Consider the following 25,695-nt stretch of genomic DNA (forward strand, 5'->3'; position numbering starts at 1 on the left):
CGCGCTGCACAATGCTTCGGGCATCACCCGTTCAAGTTAAACTGCGTTTGTACCGCTGCGCGGGGACGCATGTCGGGGGCGGCGTGGCCTAATTCTCGGGGGAGTGGCTGAATGCAAGAGTTGGCGTGGAGTGACGCACTGTTGACGGGAATCGACGTCATCGACCGGCAGCACCGGGGGCTGGTCGACATGATCAACGCCACCGCGGCGCGGCTGGAAGATCAGTCCGAACTCAGCGCTGAGGAGGTCCGCTCGCTGGTGGGCTTCCTGAAGGACTACACCGAAGTCCATTTCAGCACCGAAGAGGCCTTGATGAGCCTGTGCGGACTGTCCCCTGCCTACGCGCAGGCACACCACCATAATCACGACCGCTTCCTCGCGCTCGTGGGCGACATGGCAGATGAACTCGGCGACGATGCAGTGCCGGACGGCCGGCAGTTGCTGGCGTTTCTCGGTGACTGGCTGATTCGTCATATCCGTGGCGAGGATCAGGGGCTCGCCCGGCGGCTGCGCGATGCACGACAGGCGACCGATGCCGCCCTGAGCACTGCGCAGTCGAGCGCACGCGCGCAGGCCGCACCCGCCGCGCCGCTGATGTTCGCGGATGCGCTCGCCCAGGGCAGCGCCGCGCTCCATGCCAGCGAAGCCGATGTGCTGGCGTTCATCTCCGGGGACCGCTCCGCGGCACTGGTGGTCGCACTCGATGCGGCCTTGCTGCCCGGGGAGGTGATTCAGGCCAATGCCGCTGCCGAGGCGTATTTCGGCGCCGAGGCGGGGGCGCTTGGCGGACGCCCCGGCACCAGCCTGTTCAGTGATGCCCAGGTTCAACGTCTGCCGGTGGTGATGAGCGAAGTGCTGATGCACGGCAGCTTCGAAGGCGTGCTTGAGTGCGTCGGTGCAGACGGGAAGCCCGGGGCCGCAGCGGCCCGCGTGACCCATCTCGTACTCAATGGCCGCATCGTCATTCTGGTGCTGCTGTCGGCAGCCCAGCGCGAGGTGGCCGGGAAGCGGGCTGCAGTTCCGGAAGATGCAGGCAGGACTGCGCTCTCGCGCCACCCCCTGTTCATGTGCCTGACGCTGGATGAAATGACTGCGCTCGAGCAGCAGGCACGCCTGGTTCGACTCGACAAGTCGCAGCAGCTGTTCGCGAACGGCACGGATCCGGCCGGGCTCTACATTGTCATCAGCGGTCAGGTGGGGGTGTTTGCCGCGAACGAGCGTGGCGACGAGAAGGTGCTCGACATCATGGTCGCGCCACAGATCGTGGGCGAAGTCGAGGTGCTCGCCCGCCGGGCTTCGCCGGCAACGGCCCGCAGCCTCTCGTCCTCCACCCTGCTGATGATTCCAGCCGACGCCCTGCGCGCGCTTCAGTCTTCCAGCCCGGCTTTTGCTGCTGCGGTGACGGCGCACCTTGGGCGGCGCATGCACGAGCGGGTTCGCGAGATCGCGGCCCTGACCCTGCATACCGCAATGGAGCGCACGATCGACTTTCTGCTCGCGCACGGCACCGACAACGGCGACGGTGGTGTTGATACCGTGCTGCCGGCGCAGAAGGGCATCATCGCGTCCTACCTCAATATCAACGGCGCGACGCTGTCGCGGAATTTTCAGCAGCTCTCCGATTGCGGCCTGATCAGTGTCAGCCGCCGTTTCGTGACCATCCCGGATCGTGAGGCGCTGCTGCGTTTTCGTCTGCAGTGAGCGATCGGGCCGCGTGGCGGCTCAGTCGCCGAGCACGATCGTCACGCGCTTGTTGCGCTTGCCCTCGGAGCGGATCCTGACCACGCTGGCCGTGCCGATCTCGCCGGTCCGGCGCAAATGGGTGCCGCCACAGGGCTGATAGTCGATGTCGCCTACTCGGATGGTGCGCACGCTGCCCTGGCCGCGCGGTGGCTGCACCGACATCGTCTTCACCAGCCCCGGATTCGCATCGAGCTCGGCGTCGCTGATGGCACCGGTTTCCACCGGCTGGTCGCGCGCGATGAGGGCGTTGAGCGCGGCTTCGATGTCTGCGGCCACGAGCTTTTCCATGTCGATGTCGAAATCCAGGTGGGCCTTGTCTTCTGCCATCCTGCCGCCGGTCACTGGCGCATCGACCACGGCGCACAGCAGATGCAGGCAGGTGTGGTAACGCATCAGGGTGTGGCGCCGCTCCCAGTCGATCTCGGCCTGAAGCCGCGTTCCCGGGGCGGGCACGGGAGCGTCGTCGGCAATGCGGTGCACGATGGCTTCGCCCTCTCCCTTGATCGTGTCGATGACCGTCAGCCGGCTTCCGTCCTCAAGGATCAGCACGCCGCGGTCGCCGGGCTGCCCGCCACCCGTGGGGTAGAACACCGTGCGCTCAAGCTCGACGATGCCCGGTTCGCTGCGGGTCACCACGGTGTCGCACTGGCGTGCATAGCTGTCTGCATGAAAGACACGATCGGTCACTGGCGGGCTCCTTTCCTGTGGATGCGACGAGGGATGATTGTGCCTCTTCTCCCGGCAGAAAGCGCGTATGCGAACGTTCTTTGCGCTCGGGGCGGATGCGGGGCAGGCGGTCTGATGCGATCAAAAGGCCATGTTGGATGCTGGTAAAACTATTAGACTATGATGAATATTCGATGGCGCTCGCAGAAGCGTCACGCCCCCCGGAGAAGACATCATGTTCAAGCGCCGCCCAGCAATCCGCCGTGCCGACTGCCCTGTGCAGTTGCACCGCCGTGAGCGGGGCAGTCTGCTGTTCGTAGGAGATCACCTTGCACGCAGCGTTCGCGGCGTGCCCTGTGCACCACCCCTGTTCCGATAGAAACCGACCCGTTCCACGGTTTTACCGACCCTCTATCAGGAGCAGCACAATGACCGACCTGTTTGAAAATCCGATGGGGCTGATGGGCTTCGAGTTCGTCGAATTCGCTTCGCCCAAGCCGAATGTGCTCGAACCCATTTTCGAGATGATGGGCTTCACCCGCGTGGCGCAGCATCGCTCGAAGGATGTCACGCTGTATCGTCAGGGCGACATCAACTTCATCGTCAACCGCGAGCCGCGCAGCATTCCCGCCTATTTTGCCGCCGAGCACGGGCCTTCTGCCTGCGGCATGGCGTTTCGCGTGCGCGATGCGCAGTTTGCCTTCAAGCGCGCAATCGAACTCGGCGCCCAGCCGCTGGACATGCCGACCGGCCCGATGGAGCTGCGCCTGCCTGCGATCCGGGGCATTGGCGGCGCGCCGCTGTACCTGATCGACCGCTACGGCGATGGCACCTCGATCTACGACATCGACTTCAACTTCATCGAAGGCGTGGATCGCCATCCGGTCGGCCACGGTTTCAAGCTCATCGACCACCTGACGCACAACGTCTATCGCGGCCGCATGAGCCATTGGGGCAGTTTCTACGAGCGCATCTTCAACTTCCGCGAGATCCGCTACTTCGACATCAAGGGCGAGTACACCGGCCTGACCTCGCGTGCGATGACCGCGCCCGACGGCAAGATCCGTATCCCGCTCAACGAGGAATCGTCCAAAGGCTCGGGCCAGATCGAGGAGTTCCTGATGAAGTTCAACGGCGAGGGCATCCAGCATGTGGCGCTGCTCACCGACGACCTCATCGGCAGCGTGGACAAGCTGCGCGCGGCAGGCGTGCCGCTAATGACGGCGCCGCCCGCCACCTATTACGAGATGCTGAGCGAACGCCTGCCGGGGCATGGCGAGAATGCGGACGAACTCCAGGCGCGGGGCATCCTGCTCGATGGCAGTACCGAAGGCGGCAAGCAGCGTCTGCTGCTGCAGATCTTCTCCGAGACCCTGCTCGGGCCGGTGTTCTTCGAGTTCATCCAGCGCAAGGGTGACGATGGCTTCGGCGAAGGCAACTTCAAGGCCTTGTTCGAATCGCTCGAACGCGACCAGATCCGGCGCGGCGCGATTACCGTGCCGGAATAACGCCGACGCTGCCGTGACCGGCAGGATCAGGGCGTCCGAAGCGGGGCGCCCTGTCTTTTCAGTACAGCCCGCGGGTGCGGGCAAACAGTCTCACCAGGCCGAGCAGGGCGGCCACGTTGGGCACTGCGACGCCGGCCTTGCCTGCGATCTCATGCACCACGCCGAGCAGCGCGTCGACCTCCAGCGCACGGCCGGCTTCCACGTCCTGCAGCATCGAGGTCTTCATTGCCCCGAGCTTGCGCGTGACCGCATTGCGCTCGCCGGGGCTTTGCGTCACCGGACAGCCGATGCGCTCCCCCACGGCAGCAGCTTCTTCCATGACCTGCACGCAGAAAGCCTCGACCAGTTCGTCATCGAGGATCCGGTCACTGGTGGCGCCGGTAATCGCCGACACCGGGTTCATCGTCATGTTTCCCCACAGCTTGAACCAGATGTCGCGCTGGATGCGATCGGATACGGTGAGATCAAAACCCGCAGCAGTGAGCACTTCAGCCACTGCCCGGGTGGCGGGCGTGGTGGGGCCGGTGGCGTCGCCGATGATCAGGCCGTTGCCCATCCTGTGCAGGCTCACGCCGGGCGCCAGGGTGGCGCAGGCGATATGTACGACGCAGCCGATGACCTGAGCGGACGGAATGCGGCTGCGCAACTCGCCTGCAGGATCGACGCTGGTGAGGGGGGCGCCGGCCAGCGGTCCGGACAGGCCGTCGAAGAACCACCACGGCACGCCGTTCATTGCCGTCATGACCTTGGTGGCGGGGCCGATCAGCGGCCCGATGGCCGCTGCGACCGTGGCCATCGCCGGTTCCTTGACGGCGACGATCACGAGGTCTTGCGGTCCGAGTTCGGCCGGGTCGGCCACTGCCCGTGCCGGGAAGTGACGCAGTCCTTCCGCGTCCCGAAGGCCGAGGCCATCGCGCTGCAGTGCCGTCAGCGTCGAACCGCGCGCGACCACCGACACGGGCTGACCGCTAGCGGCGATGCGTGCGCCGATCAGACCGCCCACCGCGCCGGCGCCATAAAGACAGATCTTCATTCGTGCTCCTTCATGTGGCAGGCAGCCTGAACCTGGCTGATCAGTGGCGGAAACTCGGGTCCTGCCGCTCGACCAGGCGGACGAACGCGGCGAAGGCGTCTTCTCCTGCACCGTACTTGGGGTCGAAGTTCAGCGAATCCGCGACGCATTTTTCCAGAACCGGTGTCGGCAGTTCAAGCTCCTGCCCCATGGATTGGGTGGCGAGCTGAATTTCGCAGGCGCGATTGACCAGCCACATCAGGGAAAAAGCCTGCGCCAGTGTTGCCCCGATCACGACCGGACCGTGGTTGCGCAGCAGCAGCACAGGCTTGTCCCCTGCGCTGGCAAGGATGCGCTTGCCTTCGTCCAGATGAACGGTGATGCCTTCAAAGTCGTGATAGGCAATCTTGCCGTAGAGCTGGGCGGCGTAGAAGTTGCTGAACGAGAGGCCGTCCTTCAGGCAGCACACGGCCTGAGTCGCCGTGGTGTGGACGTGCATCACGCAGTGGCCGTCCGGCACGGTTGCATGGATCGCACTGTGGAAGGTGAATCCAGCCGGATTGATTGGCCAGTCAGCATGGCCGATGATGTTGCCGTCGATGTCGATCTTGACCAGATTGGATGCGCAGACTTCGCTGTAATGCAGTCCGAAGGGATTGATCAGGAAGTGGCCGGGCTCGCCCGGTACGCGCAGCGAGATATGGTTGTAGATCGACTCGTCCCACTTGAGGTAGGCAAAGATGCGGTACATCGCGGCAAGCTGCACGCGGGCCTGCCATTCGGTGTCGCTGAAGCGGGCGGGGTGTTCGTAGTAGCGTTTGGTGTTCGGCATCGGAGTTCTCCTTGAGCGCTGTGCCGCCACCCCATCCGGGGCAACGGCAGTTGATTTTGTATGTGTGTAATCAGGGACGGGACTTGGCGGCTGCAGTGCGTGCTGCTGCAATCAGCGCAGCGCCATCGAAGCCCTTGCCTTTGGCATCGGCGACCCATTCCTGTTCAACAGGAAGGGCACGTTCGCGCATGCTTGTGTAGGCAGCGCCTTCAACCTGCGTCACGGTGTGTCCGGCCGCCTTGACCTTGTCACGCGCGGTGGCGATGGCACCGTCCCATGCCTGACCGAAACGGGACACCAGCGCGGGGCCGCTATGGCGATCGATGATATCGCGCAGATCGGCGGGCAGGGCGGCGTAACGGTCCTTGTTCATCAGCACGGTCAGGATGGTCGCACCCATTGCCGGTTGATCGTCCGGGGTTTCCATGTGGAAGTGGGTGACCTCGTCGAGCTTGGTCGGCACGATGACTTCCCACACCGCGGACGCGCCATCGACGACGCCCTTGGAGATGGCTTCGGTCATCTGCGCAGGCGGCATTGCCACCGGCGTGGCGCCGAGTGCGGTCAGGGTGCGGGCGATGGTGCGGTTGGGCGCGCGCAGCTTGAGGCCCTTGAGGTCGTCAGAGACATTGATGGCAGTCTTTGCAGTGTGAATGTTCATGCCGCCATCGCCGTGCATTGCGAGCACCTTGAATGCGCTGTATTCGGCTTGCAGTTGCTGCTCGAAGAAGGGCCAGATCGCCCGGCCCTGAGCGGCGCCGCCAAGCGGCAGCACGCCGGGCAGCTCCAGCGCCTCGGTTTTGGGGAAGCGACCGGCCGAATAGCCCGGCGCGGTCCACACGATGTCGGCCACGCCGTTCTTGACCAGGTCGGGCAGCTGCGCCGGGGTGCCGCCAAGCTGCATGGACGGGAAGAACTGGCACTTGATGCGACCGGCCGAGGCGCGGCCGAGATCGTCGCACCAGGGCTCGAGTACGGCTTTCTGGGCGAGCGCCATGCCGGGGAGGAAGTGGCTCACCTTGAGGGTGACTTCCTGCGCTGCGGCGGGAAGGGCAACAAAGCCGGCGAGCAGGGCGAGGGATGAAAGGCGCAGGGTGTTCATGGTTGTCTCCTGATGATCAGATTGCCTCGCGAACGGGTGCGCGAGCGGTTGGGGTGTGCTGTGCAGATACGAAAGACGGTGCTAGAGCCCGCCCATCGACAGGTACTTCAACTCCATGTATTCATCGAGCCCATGGTGCGAACCTTCGCGGCCAAGGCCCGAGTTCTTGACCCCGCCGAAGGGCGCAACCTCGGTCGAGATCAGGCCGGTATTGATGCCGACCATGCCGTATTCGAGCTGGCCCGAGACCCGCCATACGCGGCCAATGTCGCGTGCGTAGAAATAGGCCGCGAGGCCGAACTCGGTGTCGTTGGCCATGGCGACCGCTTCTTCTTCGGTGCGGAAGCGGAACAGCGGGGCGACCGGGCCGAAGATTTCTTCCTTCGCCACCGCCATTTCGGGGGTCACGTCAGTGAGGATGGTGGGCTGGAACCAGGTGCCGCCGAATTCGTGGCGAGCGCCGCCGGTCACGACCTGCGCACCCTTGCCGACCGCATCCGCGACCAGCGATTCGACCTTGGCAATGGCGGCCTCATCGATCAGCGGTCCCTGGGTCACGCCGTCCTCAGTGCCCTTGCCGACCTTGAGTGCCGCCACAGCGGTGGCGAGCTTGTCGGCGAAGGCTTCGTACACGCCTTCCTGCACCAGGAAGCGATTGCTGCACACGCAGGTCTGGCCCGCGTTGCGGTACTTGGACACCATGGCACCCGCGACCGCGGCGTCGAGGTCGGCGTCGTCGAAGACGATGAAGGGCGCATTGCCGCCGAGTTCGAGCGAGAGCTTCTTGATCGTCGGCGCACATTGCTGCATCAGCAGACGGCCGACTTCGGTGGAGCCGGTGAAGGTGAGCTTTCGCACCACAGGGCTGGCGGTGAGCACACCGCCGATGGCACGCGCATCGCCGGTGACGACACTGAACACGCCAGCGGGTACGCCGGCACGCTCGGCCAGTTCAGCCAGTGCGAGCGCCGACAGCGGGGTCTGTTCGGCGGGTTTGAGGATCATCGTGCAGCCGGCCGCGAGAGCAGGGCCCGCCTTGCGGGTGATCATCGCCGAGGGGAAATTCCACGGTGTGATGGCCGCACAGACGCCGACCGGCTCCTTGGTGACCACGATGCGGCGGTCGGCGAATGGTGAGGGAATCACGTCGCCATAGGCGCGCTTGGCCTCTTCGGCAAACCATTCGAGATAGGCCGCGGCATAGGCGATCTCGCCTTTCGCCTCGGCGAGGGGCTTTCCCTGCTCCGCCGTCATGATGAGCGCGAGGTCGTCCTGATGCGCGAGCATCAGTTCGTACCAGCGCCGCAGGACGCGGGCGCGCTCGGCTGCAGTGCGTGCGCGCCAGGCCGGCAGTGCCTTCTCCGCCGCGGCGATGGCGCGTTCGGTTTCGGCCGCACCGGCACGGGGTACGCTGGCGATGACGCGGCCGTCGGCCGGATCGGTGACCGGAAAGTGTTCTCCGCTGTCCGCGGCGACCCAGTGGCCGTCGATGTAGCAGGCCTGCCGCAGCAGGCCGGGATCCTTGAGGTTCAGCATGGCATGTTCCTGATGATCAGTAAGCTGCGCCGGCGCGCGGGGCGTCGGCAGTCTTGAAGCGGCCGGCGAGTTGCACGGCGGCGTTGCGCAGCAGCAGGGTGTCGACGCCGGCGGCGACGAAGCTGGCGCCGGCCTGGCGGTAGCGCTCGGCAGCTGCGGGGTCGGCGGAAAACACCCCGGCAGCCTTGCCGGCGGCGGCGATGCGCGAAAGGGCGTCGCTTACCGCGGCGCTCACCTCCGGATGGCCGGGGTTGCCAAGGTGGCCGAGGGATGCGGCGAGGTCGGAGGGGCCGACGAAAACGGCATCGACACCTTCCACTGCGAGGATTTCGTCGATTGCTTCGAGTCCGGCACGTGATTCGATCTGCACGATCAGGCACATCTCTGCATCGGCCTGATCGAAGTAGCCTTCGACGCCGTTCCAGCGCGCTGCGCGGGCCAGTGCGGTGCCGACACCGCGGATGCCGGACGGCGGGTAGCGCATTGCGCGAACCAGCGCGCGCGCTTGTTCTGCCGATTCGACCATCGGCACGAGCAGCGACTGGACGCCGACGTCGAGGTACTGCTTGATGCGTGCAACATCGTGATCCACGGTGCGAACGACCACTTTGACCGGGTAGGGCGCCATGGCCTGAAGCTGGGCAAGCACCGAGCGCGGATCATTGGCCCCGTGCTCGCCGTCCACCATCAGCCAGTCGAATCCGGCACTGGCCATGATCTCGGCGCAACAGGGATCGATCAGGCCGAGAAAGGCACCGACCTGAAACTCGCCCGCGGCGAGCGCGCGCTTGAAGTGATTCTTGGGCATCTGCATGGCGGCTTCCTCAGGCGAAGTGGCAGCTGATGCTGCCCATGGGGCCGTAGTCCGCCTGGAAGGTGTCGCCCGGGCGTGCCGCCACCGGGCGGGTGAAGGAGCCGGCGAGAATCACCTGGCCGGCTTCCAGTGCGACACCGTGGGGCGCAAACTTCTTCGCCAGCCAGGCGATGCCGTTGCCCGGGTGATTCAGCACGCCGGCGGCGACGCCGGTTTCCTCGATCACGCCGTTGCGATAGAGCAGGGCGCAGATCCAGCGCAGGTCGACGTCGAGCGGCTTGATCGGGCGTCCGCCGAGAATGATGCCGGCATTGGCCGCGTTGTCCGAGATGGTGTCCATGACCTTGCGCGGGCGCTTGGTCTCGGGGTCGACCCGGTGACAGCGTGCGTCGATGATCTCGATGGCCGGGGTGACGTATTCCGACGCCGAGATCACGTCGAACAGGCTCACGTTTTCGCCTTCCAGGCGGTGCGACAGGATGAAGGCAAGCTCGACCTCGACCATCGGCAGAATGAAGCGGCCATTTGGGATGGTGGCGCCATCGTCGAAGAACATGTCGTCGAGCAGGGTGCCGTAGTCGGGCTCGTCGATCTGCGACGACATCTGCATGGCGCGCGAGGTCAGGCCGATCTTGTGGCCCTTGATCGTGCGGCCTTCAGCAAGCTTGAGGCGGATGCCCTCACGCTGCACTGCGTAGGCATCGGGGATGGTGATCTCGGGGTGGTCGAGCGAGGGCGCGCGCACCTGTTCGCGGGTTTTCTCTGCGTGGTGAAGGCGTTGCGCGATGGCGGCAATGGTATCCGTTGGGAGCATGGTTTTCGGGTCCTGTAACTGGTTCAGGTCTTGCGGTAGCGGGCGTGGATGTTGTTGTGCTTCCACGTGCCGGCTTCGGAAAACTCGATGAGCTCGAGCGAGAGCGCGAGGCCGCGACTGGCGTAGAGCGCAGCGAAGTGGGCCTTCATCATCTCGAACAGGTCGTCGCCGGTCTTCTGCCGTGCTTCTGCGCTGCGGCCCGCGCCGATCTTGACCGTTGCATGAACAAAGGCGTCGTCGGCGCTGCCGTCGGCGACGCAGTAGTCCTTGAGTTCGATCGCGCGCGAACGGATGCCGCCGACAGGAAATACGTCCTGGGCGATCATCACCTGATTGGCCTTGCGCAGCAGACCGGGGATGTCTGCAGCGGTGCCGAGGTTGTCGGTGTATTCGAAGATGAGGTGCGCCATCTGTGCGGGCTCCGTGCTTGATTGGGTGAGGGGGGCTGCGGCCGGGTCGGGGGGTCAGAGTGGGAAAATGGCGTTGATCTGGCCGGTGCCGGAGCTGCCGAAGAAGGGGGTGATCACTTCGACCTTGCCCTGGTACTGATCCCAGCCGACGGCGCCGAGCAGCATCGCCGTGTCATGCATGAAGCCTTCGCCGTGGCACTTGTCGGCGTACTCGGGGAGCATCGCGCAGAAGGTCTTCCAGTCGCCGCGTTCCCACAGGTCGACGACCGCGTGGTCCATGGTTTCGAGAAAGGGGCTCCACATCTTGTGCATGAACGCTTCGGCCGTGCCGTTCTGCGCAAAGCGGTGCGACAGCGAACCGCTGGCGAAGAAGGCCACCGTGCCGTCGTACTGCTCCTCCACGGCCTTGCGCATCGCAGCGCCGAGGCGCACCGAGTCCTCGAGGTTATGCACGGTACACAGCGCTGACACGGACACCACCTTGAAGTGACGGTCGGTGTTCATGTAGCGCATCGGCACCAGGGTGCCGTACTCCAGTGCCAGCGTGGTGGCGTCGTGGGCACGGGTGTGGACGCCGTCGGCGGTGCACACCTCGGCCAGGATCTTGCCCAGCGCCGGGTTGCCGTCGTACGCGTAAGGCATGTTCTTGATGAAGTGCGGCAACTCGTTACTGGTATAGACACCTTCGAATTGTGGGGCGCAATTGATGTGGTAGCCGCCATTGACCAGCCAGTGCGTATCGAAGACGACGATGGTGTCCACCCCGAGTTCGCGGCAGCGGCGGCCGATTTCGATGTGGCCGTCGATGGCGGGCTGGCGGCAGCCCTTGTGCGGTCCGTCGATCTCCGACAGGTACATTGACGGGACGTGGGTGATTTTTGCTGCGAGCGCGAGTTTGCCCATGGTGTTCTCCTCTTTCTCTAATCCGGAATGGATGTTTCGTTCTTATTGCGGTGCGCAGCTCAGATGCCCCAGCGTGGGATGTGATGGTTGCCATACGAAACCGCGATGTTCTTGGCCTCGCAGAACACTTCAAAGCTGTAATGGTTGCCCTCGCGGCCGGTGCCCGAGGCCTTGGAGCCGCCAAAGGGCTGGCGCAGATCGCGCACGTTCTGGCTGTTGACGAAGGTCATGCCCGACTCGATGGCCTTGGCCAGACGAATGGCGCGGCCGGTGTTGTTGGTCCACAGGTAGGACGACAGGCCGTAGATGGTGTCGTTGGCGATGCGCACCGCATCCTCTTCGGTCTTGAAGGGGATGATGCAGGGCACCGGCCCGAAGATCTCTTCCTGGGCAATGCGCATCTTGTTGTCGACGTTGGCAAAAACGGTGGGCTGCACCCAGAAGCCGTTCCTGAACTTCTCATCGACGACCGGTGTGCCGCCGCCGAAGACGACTTCAGCGCCTTCCTGCTTGCCGAGTTCGATGTAGTAATTGACCTTGTCCATGTGACCCTTGGAGATCATCGGGCCGATCACGGTGTTCGGGTCCATCGGGTCACCGACGGTCAGACGCGACGCACGGGCGGCGAAGTCGGCGACGAACCTGTCGTAGATGCCGGCCTGCACGATGATCCGCGAGCCGGCAGTGCAGCGTTCGCCGTTGTTCGAGAAGATCATGAAGATCGCAGCGTCGAGGGCGCGCTCGTAGTCGGCGTCGTCGAAGATGATGAAGGGCGATTTGCCGCCCAGCTCCATGGAGAACTTCTTCAGCCCTGCCGCCTTGACGATGCGGTTGCCGGTGGCGGTGGAGCCGGTGAAGGAGATCGAGCGCACGTCAGGATGCGACACCAGTGGCTCGCCTGCCTTGTCGCCGAAGCCCTGCACCACGTTGAAGACGCCCGGGGGGATGCCGGCTTCCAGCGCCAGTTCGCCCAGACGGTTGGCGGTCAGCGGAGAGAGCTCGGACATCTTCATCACGGCCGTGTTGCCGAAGGCCAGGCAGGGCGCCGTCTTCCACGTCGCGGTCATGAAGGGCACGTTCCACGGCGAGATCAGCGCGCACACGCCGACCGGCTGCCACAGCGTGTAGTTGAGGTGGCCGGTGTCGGAGTCGTAGGTTTCGCCATGCATGTGCTGGATCAGCTCGGCGAAGTAGTTGAAGTTGTCGGACGCGCGCGGGACCAGCACGCGCTTGGTCTGGTTCGTCACCTGGCCGCAGTCGGCGGTTTCCATGTCGGCGATCGGTTCGACGTTGGCGGCGATCAGCTCGCCGAGTTTGCGTACCAGGCGGGCGCGTTCCTTGACCGGCGTGGCGGCCCAGCCCGGGAAGGCGGCCTTGGCGGCGGCCACGGCCGCGTTGATTTCCTCTGCGCCGCCGCTCGCGACTTCGGCGAGAACCTCGCCCGTGGCCGGGTTGATGGTCTGGAAGGTTTCCGCGCTCTCGACCTTCTGGCCGTTGATGATGTGCTTGATCATGCTGTTCTCGCTTTCTTGAAAGGGTCGTTGGCGAACCAGGTTTCGTCATCGACGATGGTGTTCATCAGGCAACCGATGCCTTCGATCTCGGTTTCCACGACATCGCCCGCCTTCACATCGGCCAGGCCTTCCGGGGTGCCGGTGAGAATGAGATCGCCCGGTCGGAGCGTCGTGAAGGACGACAGGTATTCGATCAGCGTCGGGATGTCGAAGATCATGTCGGCGGTCGTGCCCTGCTGGGTGGTGACGCCGTTGACGCGGGTGGTGAGTGCCAGCTGCATCGGGTCGGCGATGTCGTCACGATCGACCAGCCATGGCCCGATCGGTGTGCAGGCGTCGCGGTTCTTCACCCGCAGATTGGGGCGATACCAGTTCTCGAGGTAGTCCCGGATCGCGTAATCGTTGGCCACGGTGTAGCCGGCAACGTAGTCCATCGCATCGGATTTCGCGATGCGGGTGCCGGTCTTGCCGATGACCACTGCCAGCTCGCACTCGTAGTGCATGTAGGTCGCATCGGCGGGGCGGCGGCTGAAAGCGCGGTGTCCGGTGATGGTGTTGGGGCCTTTGAGGAAGACCAGCGGCACTTCGGGCGCCTTGAACGCGAGTTCCTTCGCATGGTCGGCGTAGTTCAGGCCGAGCGCGAACACGGTGCCGGGTACGACCGGCGGCAGCCAGATGACTTCGGTCTCGTCGACGATGCGGCCGTCGGCAAGCTTGAGTTGATGTTCGCCGTGCGGCACGGCTTCGTGGACTGCGCCCTGCCAGGCGATGCGTGCGCGCCTCATTGTGCGGCCTCCGTTGCAGCTTGAATGTTGAACCCGAGCGTGCCGAGCGGGCCCGCCTCGATGTGCACGCTGCTGCCGACCCTGGCCTGAGGAGCCTGGTACTCGACGCCGAGCAGCAATACGTCGCCGACCGACAGGGTCATGAACTCGGTCACGTCGACGAGCAGGCGGGGAACGTCGCGCACCAGTTCGGCAAATGTGCGTGTGCCGACGGCTGCACCATCGACGCAGATGGTGAGCTTGAGTGCCGCAAGTCTGCCGGTCTCGGCTGCGGGCACGGTCCGTGCAGCGACCGGGCAGGCGCCGTCGAAGCATTTCTCGCGGATCGCCGGCCGGTAGTAGCTTGCGTGCGGCAGGCTGAGGTCCGCCACCAGCACATAGCCCGCAACCGCTGCCAATGCAGTTTCCGCAGTCAGGCGTGCAGCCGGGCGGCCGATGACGATGCCGACCGTGGCGCCGATCTCGACGGCGGTTTCGCCATTCGGCAGGCGCACCGTGGCGCCGTCGCCGACGACGGTATTGGCCGGCTTCACGTACATCGCCGGCGCTTTCGGCGCGCCTTTGTAGGGTGCAGCCTCAAGTGCATCGCCGAAACGGGCGAGTGAGCGGTGGTCGTTCAGGACCACACCGTAGACCGTGCCCGGTTGCGGGGGCAGTGTCTGGGGAGAGGACGATTTAGGCGTCATGATTCGGACTCTGGGTAATGAATTTAGGGGTCAGCCGCCGGTTGCATGGACCAGCCACAGCGAGATTCCGGGTACGAAGATCAGCAATGCGATGCGCAGGAGATCCGAGGCGAGGAAGCACAGCACGCCGCTGGCAGTCTCCTTCAGGGGTACGTCGCGGGCGAGCTTGTTGATCACGTAGAGGTTCATGCCCACCGGCGGCGTGACCAGACCGATCTCGACTACCATCAGGGCGACGATGCCGAACCAGATCGACTTGTCCGAATCGGGCATGCCGTAGAAGTCCAGACCCATGATCACGGGGTAGAAGATGGGGATGGTCAGCAGGATCATGGCCAGCGAATCCATCACGCAGCCCAGCACCAGGTAGATCAGCAGGATGGCGAGCAGCACCAGCATCGGCTCGAAGCCGCTGTCCTTCACCCAGTTGGCGAGCTCGACCGGCAGTTGTGACAGTGCGAGCGAGGCATTGAGCAGGTCGGCGCCGAGCAGCACGACAAAGATCATCGCAGTGGCGTGGGCGGTGCCATAGACGCTTTGCACGAAGTCCTTCGTTTTCATCCCGCCCGACACCGCAGCAATGATCCCGCATGCAGCCGCACCGATCGATGCAGCTTCGGTGGGGTTTGCCCAGCCGCCGTAGATGCCGACGATCACCACCAGAAACACCATCAGTACCGGCAGGATGCCGAGCTGGGCGCGCAGCATGGTGCCCAGGCTGGCGCGCTCGCCGGCCGGACCGGCTGACGGATCGCGGGTGACCATGATGCGGATGACCAGCAGATAGCCGAGGGCCGCGAGAATGCCCGGGATGACCGCAGCGACGAAGAGCTTGCCGATCGACTCCTGGGTGAGCACGGCGTAGATCACCAGTGGCACGGAAGGCGGGATCAGGATGCCAAGCGTACCGCTCGCCGCCAGCGTGGCGGTGGCGAGCTTGCCGGAGTAGCCGTGTGCGCGCAGTTCGGGCAGTGCGACCTGACCCATTGTTGCCGCGGTGGCCAGTGAGGAGCCGCAGATCGCGCCGAAGGCCGCGCACGCCGCTGTGGACGCCATGGCCAGACCGCCGCGCCAGTGTCCGATCAGGGTGCCGGCGGCGCGGAACAGCGCCTTCGACAGCCCGCCGTGGGTGGCAAACTGGCCCATCAGGATGAACAGGGGAATGACGGCCAGGTCGTAATTCGACAGGCGGGCATAGACCAGGTTGTTGAGGGTGAACAGAAGTCCTGCAGGCTCCCAGGTGTTCACTGCCAGGTAGATCGCCGCGCCAGCAATGAACATGGCGATGCCAATATGGATGCGCACGGCCAGCAGGCCGAGCAGGCCGGTAAAGCCGATCATGCCGATCATCGTGCCGCTCATGCTTCACCTCCGGTCAGCATCTTGCGTTGAGAGAATGCGGCTGCGAAGCGATACGCTGCGCACACGCCCATCATGGCCAGGCTGGGGACCAGCGCTGCGACCGGAATCCAGACCGGCAGCGACACCAGCGGTGTAACCTCGCCGGCTTCGTGAATCGAGATTGCGGCGAGGGCCGTTCTCCATGCGAGCACACCCGCAAAGATCGCTACGAGCAGTTCGGCGAAGCCATCGATCGACCGCTTCAGGCGCGACTGCATGCCTTCGGTAAAGAAATCCACCTTGAGGTGCTCGCCGAGCAGGGTGCAATAAGGAAGAAAGGCGGCTGCCGCAACGGCGGTGCCCGCCTGCATCAGCTCGATGTCGCCGGTGACCGAACCGAATCCAATCTTGCGTCCGATGATCGACACGAGCGACATGCAGATGAGGCCGATGAAAAGGAATCCGCCGATCAGCGCCATGCCCTTGGCCGCGGTAACCAGGTAGTGCTCGGTGAGGTTGTGTTCAACCAGTTCGTGGGGCTGACCCATTGGGTCGTGTGTGGCTGTCGTGCTCATAGCCCTGCCACCTTCTGGCATGCGCTAGCCAGCAATTGCCGGATCGTCATTGTCTCCACTCCTTGTTGAGGGCCTGTGATTAACGAGGCCGCGTGAAACTTATTAATATGTTAGTAATTAAACTGCTAACATCTTAGTAAGTCAAGCGCTAAAATGGCTTCACGAAAATTTTGGTGATCTCCGTTTTTCAACCCACTGACGCAAGGAGCGCTGGCCATGCCGCGCAAGATCGTTTATCGCAATCTCCCGCTGTTGTTACTGAAGGCGCGTGAGAGTTTTCTCAGTCACTTTCGTCCGATCCTCGCCCACTACGGTGTTACCGAGCAGCAATGGCGGGTGATGCGTGCGCTGAGCGAGCAGGAGGAACTTGAGCCGTGGCAGATCTGCGAGACATGTCAGATCCTGAGCCCCAGTCTCGCAGGAGTGCTTTCACGCATGGAGGATGTTGGCCTGGTGGAGCGGAGACGAGTCCCGGAAGACCAGCGCCGGGTGCTGGTGCGGCTGACCGCACACAGCCAGACGATGGTCGAAGAACTGGCGCCGCTGATCGAAGCGCAGTATCACCATCTTGAGGCGGCGGTGGGCGAGGACATGCTGAATCAGCTGTATGCGATGCTCGATCGCGTGTTGCAGTACGAGTCGCGCCCGGTCGAGCATGTGGCATTGCCCGTGACGGCGCTGTCCGCGGGCGCGCAAAAGGGAACCGGGCGCAAGCGCGCCGGTGCCGTGCGGGACGATCAGGAGTAAGCGGGGAGGGACTGGCGCGTTATGCCCCGAGTCGCACTTGCGAGAGCGGCCTCATGGGCTGCCGCTCTCACATGAGACCCTGAGCTCCGGTCAGGAACGGCGGCGCAGAGTCAGGCCGGCAAGCAGGCCGAGGCCGAGCAGCGACAGCACGGACGGCTCGGGGGCTGCGTTCGTTGGGAAGCCGCGAATCTCGCCGGCAGGATAAATCGCGTTATGGATGTTGAAGTAAGCCCGTTCGCTCGCGAGTCCGGCTGCGAGTGCGGCTTCGGCGGCTGCGAGGGTGCCTCCTGAGTTAGTAAGGAATTGGCTGTTGAAGCTCGCTGCGAGCGTGAGGTCGAAGGTCGCATTGTAAGTGCCCGAGCTCAACCCAACAGGGAAGCCGGGAAGGGAGGGGGAGGTCACCGCCACGCTGGCATTTCCTGACTTGGGCAGCGCTGTGCAGCAGTGCAAATGGGCGGCAGTGGGGGGGGCAGTCAGGCCCGCGAAATCGATATTGAAAACCAGCGTGTGCGCAGCATCGTCGTACAGGATGATTGCCGTGCCAGTCGCTGCCGATCCATTCGGCGGGTCCTCTGCCGCGCCGGACAGACTGCTTGAGTAGGTAAAGAGGGCGGCCTGAACGTTTCCCGCGAACAGCGCGGTGAGCCCGAGCAAGGTGATTGAACGCAGTGACATGATGCCTCCTTCCAATCGGGGTAGGGACGTCGAACAGTGCCACCTTGTGGCCACCTTGAAATCCGCTTTGAGCCTTATTGCTGTGTTCTAGCGCAACGCAGGACTTTTGCAAGGGCGCCGCTCGTGTTGGCGCAGGCGACTTCAAGGTCTGGTTCGAATCACTCGAACGCGACCCGGTCCGGTGCGCCGGAAACACTCGCCTGGCGCGCGTTACCTCTCGATGGACATTACTCCCCCTCGCCGCTCATTGCCGGCATGACCCTGGTTTTTCCGCCTGCTGTGGCGGGCCGAACGCAAGTCAAGCCTGCATCCGGTATCTGCGATGCAGCTTGCACGATTGATCTGCGTGCAATTAAACTTGCATGGAGATTGGATGTGCAAATTGTTTTGCGCAAATCTATCTTGCTCCTTTTTCCACATTGTTCGTCCGCAATGCGCAATGTCGGCGATGAGGAAGCAAGACCTGTTAAGGCCCCGCATGGCAGAAGAAACGAAAGCAGGCAGTGTGGCAATGGCGCCGGCCACGGTGCAGGCCTTGCGCGAACTGGTGGTCCGCATCAGTCGCGGAGAAGCCGAGGTTTCCCTCGGCAGCAAGGCACTCAAGGTGCTGGCGAGTCTGGTTGAACGCCCGGAAGAGGTTGCCGTCAGCAGCATCATGTCGCTCGCCGCCAGCGTGGGGGTAAATGCCTCCACCCTGTCCCGGCTGGCACGCAGCCTTGGATACGACAGCTTCGCCCAGTTCCAGCAGGTGTTTCGCAACGCGCTGACGCGCGGCCAGCAACGTTTCTACAGCGAGCAGGGGCAGCGTCTGCTCGACGATGACGTGCACGCTGCGGACGGTCCGCTTGCAGTGGTGGCGCAACTGGCACAGGAATCGATCCGCAATATCGACGGCTGTCTCGCCCAGCTTGAAGCCGGCGATCTCACGGCTGCCGCAGCACTTCTGGCGCGGGCGCACAGGGTGCGCGTGTTCGGCGCGCGGCAGATGCATGCCGTGGCGAGCTTCCTGTCCTATGGCCTTGGCCTGATCCGCCCCGAAGTCGGCTTGCTCGACGGGCCGGGGCAAAGCATCGCGGCCTCGCTTGCGCACCTGGGGCGCGGCGACGTGCTCCTGCTGTCGGGCGTTTCCCCTTACAGCCGACAGGCGGTGGTTGTGGCTCGCGCAGCATCCGCGGCTGGTATCAAGGTGATCGCGATCACCGATTCCCGCGCATCTCCGCTGACGGCCTGCGCAGATCACGCGTTTTTCATTCCCCATGCGAGCAGTTTCATCAGCAACAGCATTGGCGCCTATGTGGTGTTCTGCGAAGGGCTGATCAATCTTGTTGCCAAGGCGCTCGGCAGCAAGGCCCTGAAGTCACTCGAGCGCCAGGAAGAATTTATCGCAAAGCTGGATATCGAAATGCGTTGAGCGCGAAGCGCGCCTGATGCACATGAGTCACGTCGTCGGTACGACGCAAAAAAGGACAACCATGAGCTACGAAAACATCCTCTATTCCATGACGGACGGCATTGCCGAGATCCGTTTCAATCGCCCGCACCGTCTCAATGCGGTCACGGCGAAACTCTATGAAGAGTTCAACGAGGCGCTTGGCCTTGCCGAGGCTGACAAGGACGCACGCGTCGTGCTGATTACCGGCGAAGGCCGCGCCTTCTGCGTTGGCGCCGACCTCAAGGAGCACAAGGTCGGGCGCACGGCCTTCGACCGCCGGCAGTATCTGCAGGGCGAGCAGATCGTGTGCAAGCGGCTCATCCAGCTGGGCAAGCCGGTGGTTGCCGCGGTGAACGGCTACGCGCTGGGTGCGGGGGCCGAGCTGGCGATGGCGTCCGACTTCATCGTGATGGCCGAAAGCGCGCAGATCGGCCTGCCCGAGATCAGCATCGGCAACTTTCTCGGTGGCGGGGTGACCTGGCTGCTGCCGCGGCTGGTGGGGCTGGCCAAGGCTCGCGAGTTGGTCTTTCTGGGTGAGCGTATCGGCGGCGCGGAAGCGGTGCGGATCGGCCTCGCCAATCGCAGCTTTGCGGATGAGGGCTTTCATGAGGCGGCGCGTGCATTCGCGCACAAGCTGGCGACCAAGGCACCGTTCTCGATGGCGCTCGCCAAGGAGCAGCTCAACATGGCAGCCGACCGGACGCTGGATGCGGCGCTCACTGCCGAGCTGGAAGGGATGACGTTTGTTGGCACCACGCGCGACTGGCAGGAAGGCATCGATGCCTTTGCCGATAAGCGTACGCCGGTCTTCAAGGGAGAATGAGATGAGTATGCATGACCAGCCTGCAGTGCTGCCGATGAAGAGCCCGTTGCACGACTTTCTGGCGCCGGACTCGATCGCCATCGTCGGCGCTTCGGCCGACCCGACCAAGCGCGGCTACAAGGCCATGATCGGGCTGATCAAGGACGGTTATGGTGGCGCGATCTATCCGATCAACCCCAAGGCCGACATGATCCTCGGCGTGAAGACCTGCGCCTCGCTCGATGCGGTGCCGGGGCCGGTGGACCTGGCGCTGATCTGCACGCCCGCCAGCACGGTGCCCGGCATCCTCGCCGAGTGCGGCCGCAAAGGCGTGAAAGGCGCGATCGTGCTCGCCAGCGGCTTCAAGGAGACCGGGGCCGAAGGCGCAAAGCTCGAACAGCAGGTGCTCGACGCCGCGCGTGCCGGCGGCGTGCGGGTGATCGGCCCGAATACGTCCGGCATGTTCAACCTGCACAAGAAGGTGAACCTGCTCGCGCTGGCCAACGTCAAGGCAGGTGACATCGGCTTCATCTCGCAATCGGGCAACATGCTGCTGTCCCTGGTGCTGGAGGCAGAGCACAACGGCCACGTCGGCTTTTCGACCTACGTCGGTCCGGGTAACCAGACCGATATCGGCTTCAACGACTATCTGCGCTATCTCGGCGAAGATCCGCAGACCAAGGTGGCGACGCTTTATGTCGAGGGCTTCCGCGACGGGCAGCGCTTCCTCGAGGTGGCACGCGAGATCTCGGCGACGAAGCCGGTGGTGGTGTACAAGTCGGGCTCGACCGAGCAGGGTCAGAAGGCGGCCAGTTCGCACACCGGATCGCTCGCCGGCAGCTATGCGATGACGGTCGATCTGCTGCGCCAGGTGGGCGTGAGTGTGGTGCAGCATTCCAACGAGATCCTGCCGGTTGCCGAAGGTCTTGGCCTCATGCAGAAGGCGCCGGGCAAGCGCGTGGCAGTGATCGCCGACGGCGGCGGTCAGGCCACGATTGCCTCCGACCGTCTCGCCGAGGCCGGGCTTGAGCTGGCCGAGCTCAGCGAGCACACCCGGCGCCGCCTGGGCGAGATCCTGCTGCCCCAGGCCTCGCTGGTGAATCCGGTGGACGTGGCCGGCAGCAGCGATGCCAACCCGGCGCTACTCGCCGAGTGCATGGAGATCGTGGCCGAAGACGACAACGTGGACAGCATCTTCCTGGTCGGCATGTTCGGTGGCTACAGCATTCGCTTCGCCGAAGACCTGCTTGGCGGCGAGATGCGGGGGGCGGAGTCGATGATCGAACTCGCCCGCCGTATCGACAAGGCGGTCGTGGTCTATAGCCTCTATGCGCCGGTCAAACCGCCCGCGCTGCGTCGGCTGCACGAGGCCGGTCTGCCGGTATATACCTCGATCGAACATGCGGTGCGCGTGCTTGCCGCCCTCGGCGAACGCGGCATCTATCTCAAGAGCCATGCGGGCGACAGGCTCGCGCCCTCGGTGGTGCCGAGCGAGGACATGAAGGCGATGTTCGCCCGCGCCCAGAACGAAGGCCGCGACCTGTTCGAGTTCGAGGCCAAGACCCTGCTTCGTGCCCACGGTGTCGATGTGGCGCCGGAAGTGATCGTGCGCAGTGCGGATGAACTGCCTGCCGTTGCCGCGCAGTTCGGCGAACAGGCGCTGGTGATGAAGGTGGTGTCCAAGGACATCCTGCACAAGTCCGATGCCGGCGGGGTGAAGCTCAGTCTGCGCGGTGAGGCCGATCTGCGCCAGGCCTTCGACAGCATCATGTCCTCGTGTCGCACCTACGATCCGAATGCGGACATCCGCGGTGTGCTGGTGACGCCGATGGCGAAGAAGGGCACCGAGGTCATCATCGGCGTCAGCCGCGATCCCATCTTCGGGCCGGTGCTGATGTTCGGCCTGGGGGGCATCTTTGTCGAGATCCTCAAGGACGTCGCCTTCCGCGCCATCCCGCTGTCGCAGCTCGATGCCGAGTCGATGGTCGATCAGCTCAAGGCGCGCAAGGTGCTGGAAGGCGCGCGCGGTGAGCCGCCTGCCGACAAGGCGGCGCTGGTCGATCTGCTGCTCAAGGTGTCGGGCATCGTCAGCGCCTACCCGCAGATCTCCGAGCTCGACCTCAATCCGGTGATCGCCTATCCCGACGGCTATGCCGCCGTGGATGCCCGCATCATCATCAACCGTTCCGTACTCTGATCCTGCCGGAGCCTGCACAATGAATCTGCCCCAACTCACCGATGCCCTGCTGGACGTCAGCAATCGGGTCGCCACGCTCACCCTCAACCGCCACGACGTGCGCAACGCACTGACCGGCACCGGCCTCATCGAGGACATCATCAAGGTCGCAGAGTGGATCAACCGCTGCGACGAGGTGTCGGTGCTCGTCATCACCGGCGCCGGGTCTGCCTTCTCCTCCGGCGGCAACGTCAAGGACATGGCCGATCGCGGTGGCGACTTTGCCGGCGACGTTGCCGAAGTCGCCACCCGCTACCGCCGCGGCATCCAGCGCATCCCGCTGGCGCTGCAGCAGGTTGAGGTGCCGATCATCGCCGCGGTCAACGGTCCGGCCATCGGCGCCGGTTTCGATCTCGCCAACATGGCTGACATCCGCATCGGGTCGGAGAAAGCCAAGTTCGGCGAAACCTTCCTCAACCTTGGCATCATCCCGGGTGACGGCGGCGCGTGGTTCATGCAGCGCCTGATCGGCTACCAGCGTGCCTTCGAGCTGACCCTGAGCGGGCGCATCGTGGGCGCGGCCGAGGCCAAGGAGATCGGCATCGTGCTCGACGTGGTGGCGCCCGACGAACTGATGACCCGTGCCGGCGAGATCGCCGCCCGCTTCGCTGCCCAACCGCCCAAGGCGGTGCGTCTGACCAAGCGCCTGATGAAGATGGCGCAGCGCATGGAGCTGAAAGACTTCCTCGATCTCAGTGCCGCCTTCCAGGGCATGTGCCACAACGAGCCCGAGCATCTGGATGCGGTGCGGAAGATGCTGGAGAAGTCCTGAGTCCTGAGTCCTGAGTCCTGAGTCCTGAGTCCTGAGTCCTGAGTCCGGACTGACCGGCGCCAGGCTCCTTGCGCAGGTGCCTGGCGGGCAGCACGTCCTCCGCTTCGACGGCTGCCTCCTGATGGCGCAGGCCACAGGAATATCCCATGAGGGGCTGTGTCTATGCAGACCCCCGGGATTGGAGGAGAGATCCGGATTTGTCATGCTGGATCGAGCGCAGCCATCGATTCGTGCAAGCGCTGCCGCCGAAGACGCCCGGATGAGATCCCGGGTCTGATCGGTTTGCCGTCGTACCTTGGGCGCTGCGCGTAACAACTCAGCGAATGACCACTTCATTTCGCCCTGAGTGGCCTTGGCGCCGGTGCCGAGCCAAGCAATCGCTGCTGTGCCGCAGCAGCGTCGAGAGCCCCCTTTATTGAGATAGACCCCGGATGAGACGCAACCTCTGTTGCGACGCCGCGTACACAGTTGTTGTCAATAAAATAAGCGCTTACTAATATACAGGCGTATTCCCGTGGTGATGCCCGAGCTCAGGAGCGCTTCAAGGTCGCTCGCATGGCCGTTCGGTTCGATGACGGCGGTCGAATGTGCACTTCGACAGTTTCCGGCATCCGTTCGGCCGTGATGCATGCATCAACAAACTATAACGAGGAGGAGCACAGCATGGCCCATATCGTCATCATTGGCGCCGGAATCGGCGGCTTGCCGATGGCCTACGAGATGCGCGACCACGCGCGCCCGGAGGATCGCATCACCGTCGTTTCAAAGGACGCGAAGTTTCATTTCGTGCCGTCGAACCCCTGGGTTGCGGTGAACTGGCGCTCGCGCGAAGACATTGAGGTCGATCCGGCCGAAGTGCTCGCCCGGCGCAATATCGACTTCATCCCGGTCGCGGCAAAGCGCGTCGAACCGGGCGAGAATGCACTCGAACTCGAGGATGGGCGCCGCATCGAGTACGACTATCTCGTCATCGCCACCGGCCCCCGGCTGGCCTTCGACGAAGTGCCCGGCCTCGGGCCGCACGGCGGTTTCACGCAGTCGGTGTGTCATGTCGATCATGCCGTCACGTCGGAGAAGGCATGGCAGGCCTTCGTTGCCGATCCGGGGCCGATCGTCGTCGGCGCGGTGCAGGGCGCCTCGTGCTTCGGGCCGGCCTACGAGTTTGCGATGATCCTCGACGCCGATCTGCGCAAGCGCAAGCTGCGCGACCGCGTGCCGATGACCTTCGTCACCTCCGAGCCCTATATCGGTCACCTGGGCCTGGCGGGGGTCGGTGATTCCAAGGGCATCATGGAGTCGGCCTTCCGCGAGCGTCACGTCAAGTGGATCTGCAACGCCAAGGTGGAGCGTATCGAGGACGGCAAGATGCATGTCATCGAGCATGACGACGAGGGCAAGGAAAAGCGCCGCCACGAACTGCCGTTCAAGTACTCGATGATGCTGCCTGCGTTCAAGGGCGTCGAGGCAGTGTTCGGCATCGAGGGGCTGGTCAATCCGCGCGGCTTCGTGATGATCGACGAGCATCAGCGCAACCCGACCTTCCGCAACGTGTTCTCCGTTGGCGTGTGTGTGGCAATCCCGCCGGTCGAGGCGACACCGGTGCCGACCGGCACGCCGAAGACGGGCTACATGATCGAATCGATGGTGACCGCCACGGCGATGAACATCCGCTCGCTGCTCGACGGCGAGCCGGCGACCGAGAAGGCGACCTGGAACGCGGTGTGTCTGGCCGACTTCGGCGACACCGGCGCGGCTTTCGTGGCGATCCCGCAGATCCCGCCGCGCAACATGAACTGGTTCGGCCAGGGCAAGTGGGTGCACTTGGCCAAGATCGGCTTCGAGAAGTACTTCCTGCGCAAGATGCGCAAGGGCACGACCGAGCCGGTCTACGAGCGGGTGGTGATGAGCGCCATCGGCATCGCCAAGCTCAAGAACGGCAGCTAGTCAGGCCGCGCCCTACTTGAGCAGGCGTCGCCGGGTGAGGGAGAGGGCGAGCCAGAACGCGACGCTGCAATAGCCCATCAGCACGAGCAGATGCAGGATGGTCTGCTCGGGCATGCGGCCGAGCAGCAGTGGCCTCGCGAGCTCGATGGCGTGGGACAGCGGCAGCAGTGTGGTCGCCGCACGGATGATGGGTGGCAACTGGTCCGCTGGAAAGAACACCCCCGACACCAGCATCATCGGGGTGATGAACAGGGTGAAGTAGTACATGAAGAAGTCGTAGCTTGGCGCCAGCGCGGTGACGATCAGCCCGAGTGCGCCAAAGGTGAGCCCGACCAGAAAGATCAGCGGCAGCAGCCACAGCACGTAGCGCGTGTCGACCAGCCCGAACAGGCTGATCACCAGCAGAATGGCCGCGCCCGACAGCAAGGCCTTGGATGCCGCCCACATCAGCTCGGCGAACACCACGTCGTCCAGCGACACCGGCGCGTTGAGGATTGCATCCCAGGTACGCTGCACATGCATGCGCGAGAAGCTCGAATACAGCACCTCGAAGGTGGCGCTGTTCATCGTCGAGTAGCACACCATGCCCGCAGCCAGAAAGCTGATGTAGGACACGCCGCCCACCTCGGGCACCAGCATGCCAATGCCGAACCCCAGCCCGAACAGGTAGATGACCGGGTCGGCCAGATTGCCCAGCACGGAGGGCAGCGCAAGCTTGCGCCACACCAGGAAGTTGCGCTGCCATACGGGGACGAAACGCAGCGAGAGTTGCGGCAGGCGCCAGTGATTGGGCGTCATCTGGGGAGTCCGTTACGTTCGCCGGCGCCCGGCACGCCGGGGACGGGG

24 protein-coding genes are annotated in these 25,695 nt (G+C 64.1%); 8 read left to right on the forward strand and 16 right to left on the reverse strand.

Translation table 11 applies throughout. From position 1 onward, the window contains the following. Nucleotides 1-111 precede the first annotated feature (111 nt). Nucleotides 112-1,701 (forward strand): bacteriohemerythrin, encoded by a 1,590-nt coding sequence (locus CEW87_RS08020; protein WP_108972212.1) that lies wholly within the window; start codon nucleotides 112-114, stop codon nucleotides 1,699-1,701. A gap of 21 nt (nucleotides 1,702-1,722) precedes the next feature. Here the strand turns inward: CEW87_RS08020 and CEW87_RS08025 are convergent, their stop codons facing one another. Further along, the gene (locus CEW87_RS08025) at nucleotides 1,723-2,430 is read right to left on the reverse strand and encodes an alanyl-tRNA editing protein (RefSeq protein WP_108972213.1); all 708 of its coding nucleotides are present in this window, start codon (nucleotides 2,428-2,430) and stop codon (nucleotides 1,723-1,725) included. Between the two features lie 407 nt (nucleotides 2,431-2,837). On the opposite strand from CEW87_RS08025, the gene hppD reads away from it, so the two are divergent. Next, nucleotides 2,838-3,917: a 4-hydroxyphenylpyruvate dioxygenase gene (gene hppD / locus CEW87_RS08030; RefSeq protein WP_108972214.1), complete on the forward strand. Its 1,080-nt coding sequence runs from the start codon at nucleotides 2,838-2,840 to the stop codon at nucleotides 3,915-3,917. A 58-nt stretch (nucleotides 3,918-3,975) separates the two neighbouring features. Here the strand turns inward: hppD and CEW87_RS08035 are convergent, their stop codons facing one another. The 13 genes from CEW87_RS08035 to CEW87_RS08095 all read right to left on the reverse strand — a co-directional run bounded on the left by CEW87_RS08035 (nucleotide 3,976) and on the right by CEW87_RS08095 (nucleotide 16,241). Next, nucleotides 3,976-4,950, reverse strand: coding sequence for a 2-dehydropantoate 2-reductase (locus tag CEW87_RS08035; RefSeq protein ID WP_108972215.1), 975 nt, complete (start codon nucleotides 4,948-4,950; stop codon nucleotides 3,976-3,978). Nucleotides 4,951-4,990: 40 nt separating this feature from the next. Continuing rightward, entirely contained in the window at nucleotides 4,991-5,761 is a 771-nt protein-coding gene (locus CEW87_RS08040) for a class II aldolase/adducin family protein (protein ID WP_108972216.1), read from the reverse strand. A gap of 70 nt (nucleotides 5,762-5,831) precedes the next feature. Continuing rightward, on the reverse strand, nucleotides 5,832-6,863 hold the full coding sequence (locus CEW87_RS08045; RefSeq protein WP_108972217.1) for a TRAP transporter substrate-binding protein: 1,032 nt from the start codon (nucleotides 6,861-6,863) through the stop codon (nucleotides 5,832-5,834). Nucleotides 6,864-6,944: 81 nt separating this feature from the next. Beyond that, nucleotides 6,945-8,399: an NAD-dependent succinate-semialdehyde dehydrogenase gene (locus CEW87_RS08050; RefSeq protein ID WP_108972218.1), complete on the reverse strand. Its 1,455-nt coding sequence runs from the start codon at nucleotides 8,397-8,399 to the stop codon at nucleotides 6,945-6,947. A gap of 16 nt (nucleotides 8,400-8,415) precedes the next feature. Continuing rightward, nucleotides 8,416-9,213: an aldolase/citrate lyase family protein gene (locus tag CEW87_RS08055; protein ID WP_108972219.1), complete on the reverse strand. Its 798-nt coding sequence runs from the start codon at nucleotides 9,211-9,213 to the stop codon at nucleotides 8,416-8,418. Nucleotides 9,214-9,223: 10 nt separating this feature from the next. Next, the gene (gene hpaH / locus CEW87_RS08060) at nucleotides 9,224-10,027 is read right to left on the reverse strand and encodes a 2-oxo-hept-4-ene-1,7-dioate hydratase (protein ID WP_108972220.1); all 804 of its coding nucleotides are present in this window, start codon (nucleotides 10,025-10,027) and stop codon (nucleotides 9,224-9,226) included. 23 nt (nucleotides 10,028-10,050) lie between these two features. Beyond that, nucleotides 10,051-10,437, reverse strand: coding sequence for a 5-carboxymethyl-2-hydroxymuconate Delta-isomerase (locus CEW87_RS08065; RefSeq protein ID WP_108972221.1), 387 nt, complete (start codon nucleotides 10,435-10,437; stop codon nucleotides 10,051-10,053). A gap of 54 nt (nucleotides 10,438-10,491) precedes the next feature. Beyond that, a complete protein-coding gene (gene hpaD, locus CEW87_RS08070) occupies nucleotides 10,492-11,340 on the reverse strand; it encodes a 3,4-dihydroxyphenylacetate 2,3-dioxygenase (RefSeq protein ID WP_108972222.1) in 849 nt (282 codons plus the stop codon). Between the two features lie 59 nt (nucleotides 11,341-11,399). Next, a complete protein-coding gene (hpaE, locus tag CEW87_RS08075; RefSeq protein WP_108972223.1) occupies nucleotides 11,400-12,854 on the reverse strand; it encodes a 5-carboxymethyl-2-hydroxymuconate semialdehyde dehydrogenase in 1,455 nt (484 codons plus the stop codon). After that, nucleotides 12,851-13,639 carry a fumarylacetoacetate hydrolase family protein gene (locus CEW87_RS08080; protein WP_108972224.1) on the reverse strand — a complete coding sequence of 263 codons (789 nt, stop codon included), beginning with the start codon at nucleotides 13,637-13,639 and terminating at the stop codon, nucleotides 12,851-12,853. The genes hpaE and CEW87_RS08080 overlap by 4 nt, the downstream gene beginning before the upstream one ends. Further along, complete coding sequence (locus CEW87_RS08085; RefSeq protein WP_108972225.1) at nucleotides 13,636-14,325, reverse strand: fumarylacetoacetate hydrolase family protein; 690 nt, start codon at nucleotides 14,323-14,325, stop codon at nucleotides 13,636-13,638. The genes CEW87_RS08080 and CEW87_RS08085 overlap by 4 nt, the downstream gene beginning before the upstream one ends. 30 nt (nucleotides 14,326-14,355) lie before the next feature. Beyond that, complete coding sequence (locus tag CEW87_RS08090; protein WP_108972226.1) at nucleotides 14,356-15,687, reverse strand: TRAP transporter large permease; 1,332 nt, start codon at nucleotides 15,685-15,687, stop codon at nucleotides 14,356-14,358. Next, nucleotides 15,684-16,241 (reverse strand): TRAP transporter small permease, encoded by a 558-nt coding sequence (locus tag CEW87_RS08095; protein ID WP_159098115.1) that lies wholly within the window; start codon nucleotides 16,239-16,241, stop codon nucleotides 15,684-15,686. Before CEW87_RS08095 ends, CEW87_RS08090 begins: the two co-directional genes overlap by 4 nt. A gap of 216 nt (nucleotides 16,242-16,457) precedes the next feature. Between CEW87_RS08095 and hpaR the strand changes: the two genes are divergently transcribed. Further along, nucleotides 16,458-16,988: a homoprotocatechuate degradation operon regulator HpaR gene (gene hpaR, locus CEW87_RS08100; protein WP_108972228.1), complete on the forward strand. Its 531-nt coding sequence runs from the start codon at nucleotides 16,458-16,460 to the stop codon at nucleotides 16,986-16,988. A gap of 90 nt (nucleotides 16,989-17,078) precedes the next feature. Here the strand turns inward: hpaR and CEW87_RS08105 are convergent, their stop codons facing one another. Next, nucleotides 17,079-17,663 carry a CHRD domain-containing protein gene (locus CEW87_RS08105; protein ID WP_108972229.1) on the reverse strand — a complete coding sequence of 195 codons (585 nt, stop codon included), beginning with the start codon at nucleotides 17,661-17,663 and terminating at the stop codon, nucleotides 17,079-17,081. Nucleotides 17,664-18,141: 478 nt separating this feature from the next. On the opposite strand from CEW87_RS08105, the gene CEW87_RS08110 reads away from it, so the two are divergent. The 5 genes from CEW87_RS08110 to CEW87_RS08130 all read left to right on the forward strand — a co-directional run bounded on the left by CEW87_RS08110 (nucleotide 18,142) and on the right by CEW87_RS08130 (nucleotide 24,849). Next, nucleotides 18,142-19,074, forward strand: a complete 933-nt coding sequence (locus CEW87_RS08110; RefSeq protein WP_199917148.1) for a MurR/RpiR family transcriptional regulator — start codon at nucleotides 18,142-18,144, stop codon at nucleotides 19,072-19,074. Between the two features lie 61 nt (nucleotides 19,075-19,135). Continuing rightward, nucleotides 19,136-19,918, forward strand: a complete 783-nt coding sequence (locus tag CEW87_RS08115; RefSeq protein ID WP_108972230.1) for an enoyl-CoA hydratase/isomerase family protein — start codon at nucleotides 19,136-19,138, stop codon at nucleotides 19,916-19,918. Nucleotide 19,919: 1 nt separating this feature from the next. Beyond that, nucleotides 19,920-22,094 (forward strand): acetate--CoA ligase, encoded by a 2,175-nt coding sequence (locus tag CEW87_RS08120; RefSeq protein ID WP_234421700.1) that lies wholly within the window; start codon nucleotides 19,920-19,922, stop codon nucleotides 22,092-22,094. Nucleotides 22,095-22,113: 19 nt separating this feature from the next. Continuing rightward, nucleotides 22,114-22,905, forward strand: a complete 792-nt coding sequence (locus CEW87_RS08125; RefSeq protein ID WP_108972231.1) for an enoyl-CoA hydratase-related protein — start codon at nucleotides 22,114-22,116, stop codon at nucleotides 22,903-22,905. A 663-nt stretch (nucleotides 22,906-23,568) separates the two neighbouring features. Next, a complete protein-coding gene (locus CEW87_RS08130) occupies nucleotides 23,569-24,849 on the forward strand; it encodes an NAD(P)/FAD-dependent oxidoreductase (protein ID WP_108977036.1) in 1,281 nt (426 codons plus the stop codon). Between the two features lie 12 nt (nucleotides 24,850-24,861). Here CEW87_RS08130 and CEW87_RS08135 read toward each other — a convergent pair whose 3' ends face one another. Next, nucleotides 24,862-25,647: an ABC transporter permease gene (locus tag CEW87_RS08135; RefSeq protein ID WP_108972232.1), complete on the reverse strand. Its 786-nt coding sequence runs from the start codon at nucleotides 25,645-25,647 to the stop codon at nucleotides 24,862-24,864. Nucleotides 25,648-25,695 lie beyond the last annotated feature (48 nt).

It is taken from the genome of Parazoarcus communis (assembly GCF_003111665.1).
Taxonomy (GTDB): Bacteria; Pseudomonadota; Gammaproteobacteria; order Burkholderiales; family Rhodocyclaceae; genus Parazoarcus; species Parazoarcus communis_B.

Coding starts and splice junctions, on each gene's coding strand:
- CEW87_RS08020 (WP_108972212.1), top strand. CDS start 112: ATGCAAGAGTTGGCGTGGAGTGACGCACTGTTGACGGGAATCGACGTC.
- hppD (WP_108972214.1), top strand. CDS start 2,838: ATGACCGACCTGTTTGAAAATCCGATGGGGCTGATGGGCTTCGAGTTC.
- CEW87_RS08035 (WP_108972215.1), bottom strand. CDS start 4,950: ATGAAGATCTGTCTTTATGGCGCCGGCGCGGTGGGCGGTCTGATCGGC.
- CEW87_RS08040 (WP_108972216.1), bottom strand. CDS start 5,761: ATGCCGAACACCAAACGCTACTACGAACACCCCGCCCGCTTCAGCGAC.
- CEW87_RS08045 (WP_108972217.1), bottom strand. CDS start 6,863: ATGAACACCCTGCGCCTTTCATCCCTCGCCCTGCTCGCCGGCTTTGTT.
- CEW87_RS08050 (WP_108972218.1), bottom strand. CDS start 8,399: ATGCTGAACCTCAAGGATCCCGGCCTGCTGCGGCAGGCCTGCTACATC.
- CEW87_RS08055 (WP_108972219.1), bottom strand. CDS start 9,213: ATGCAGATGCCCAAGAATCACTTCAAGCGCGCGCTCGCCGCGGGCGAG.
- hpaH (WP_108972220.1), bottom strand. CDS start 10,027: ATGCTCCCAACGGATACCATTGCCGCCATCGCGCAACGCCTTCACCAC.
- CEW87_RS08065 (WP_108972221.1), bottom strand. CDS start 10,437: ATGGCGCACCTCATCTTCGAATACACCGACAACCTCGGCACCGCTGCA.
- hpaD (WP_108972222.1), bottom strand. CDS start 11,340: ATGGGCAAACTCGCGCTCGCAGCAAAAATCACCCACGTCCCGTCAATG.
- hpaE (WP_108972223.1), bottom strand. CDS start 12,854: ATGATCAAGCACATCATCAACGGCCAGAAGGTCGAGAGCGCGGAAACC.
- CEW87_RS08080 (WP_108972224.1), bottom strand. CDS start 13,639: ATGAGGCGCGCACGCATCGCCTGGCAGGGCGCAGTCCACGAAGCCGTG.
- CEW87_RS08085 (WP_108972225.1), bottom strand. CDS start 14,325: ATGACGCCTAAATCGTCCTCTCCCCAGACACTGCCCCCGCAACCGGGC.
- CEW87_RS08090 (WP_108972226.1), bottom strand. CDS start 15,687: ATGAGCGGCACGATGATCGGCATGATCGGCTTTACCGGCCTGCTCGGC.
- CEW87_RS08095 (WP_159098115.1), bottom strand. CDS start 16,241: ATGAGCACGACAGCCACACACGACCCAATGGGTCAGCCCCACGAACTG.
- hpaR (WP_108972228.1), top strand. CDS start 16,458: ATGCCGCGCAAGATCGTTTATCGCAATCTCCCGCTGTTGTTACTGAAG.
- CEW87_RS08105 (WP_108972229.1), bottom strand. CDS start 17,663: ATGTCACTGCGTTCAATCACCTTGCTCGGGCTCACCGCGCTGTTCGCG.
- CEW87_RS08110 (WP_199917148.1), top strand. CDS start 18,142: ATGGCAGAAGAAACGAAAGCAGGCAGTGTGGCAATGGCGCCGGCCACG.
- CEW87_RS08115 (WP_108972230.1), top strand. CDS start 19,136: ATGAGCTACGAAAACATCCTCTATTCCATGACGGACGGCATTGCCGAG.
- CEW87_RS08120 (WP_234421700.1), top strand. CDS start 19,920: ATGAGTATGCATGACCAGCCTGCAGTGCTGCCGATGAAGAGCCCGTTG.
- CEW87_RS08125 (WP_108972231.1), top strand. CDS start 22,114: ATGAATCTGCCCCAACTCACCGATGCCCTGCTGGACGTCAGCAATCGG.
- CEW87_RS08130 (WP_108977036.1), top strand. CDS start 23,569: ATGGCCCATATCGTCATCATTGGCGCCGGAATCGGCGGCTTGCCGATG.
- CEW87_RS08135 (WP_108972232.1), bottom strand. CDS start 25,647: ATGACGCCCAATCACTGGCGCCTGCCGCAACTCTCGCTGCGTTTCGTC.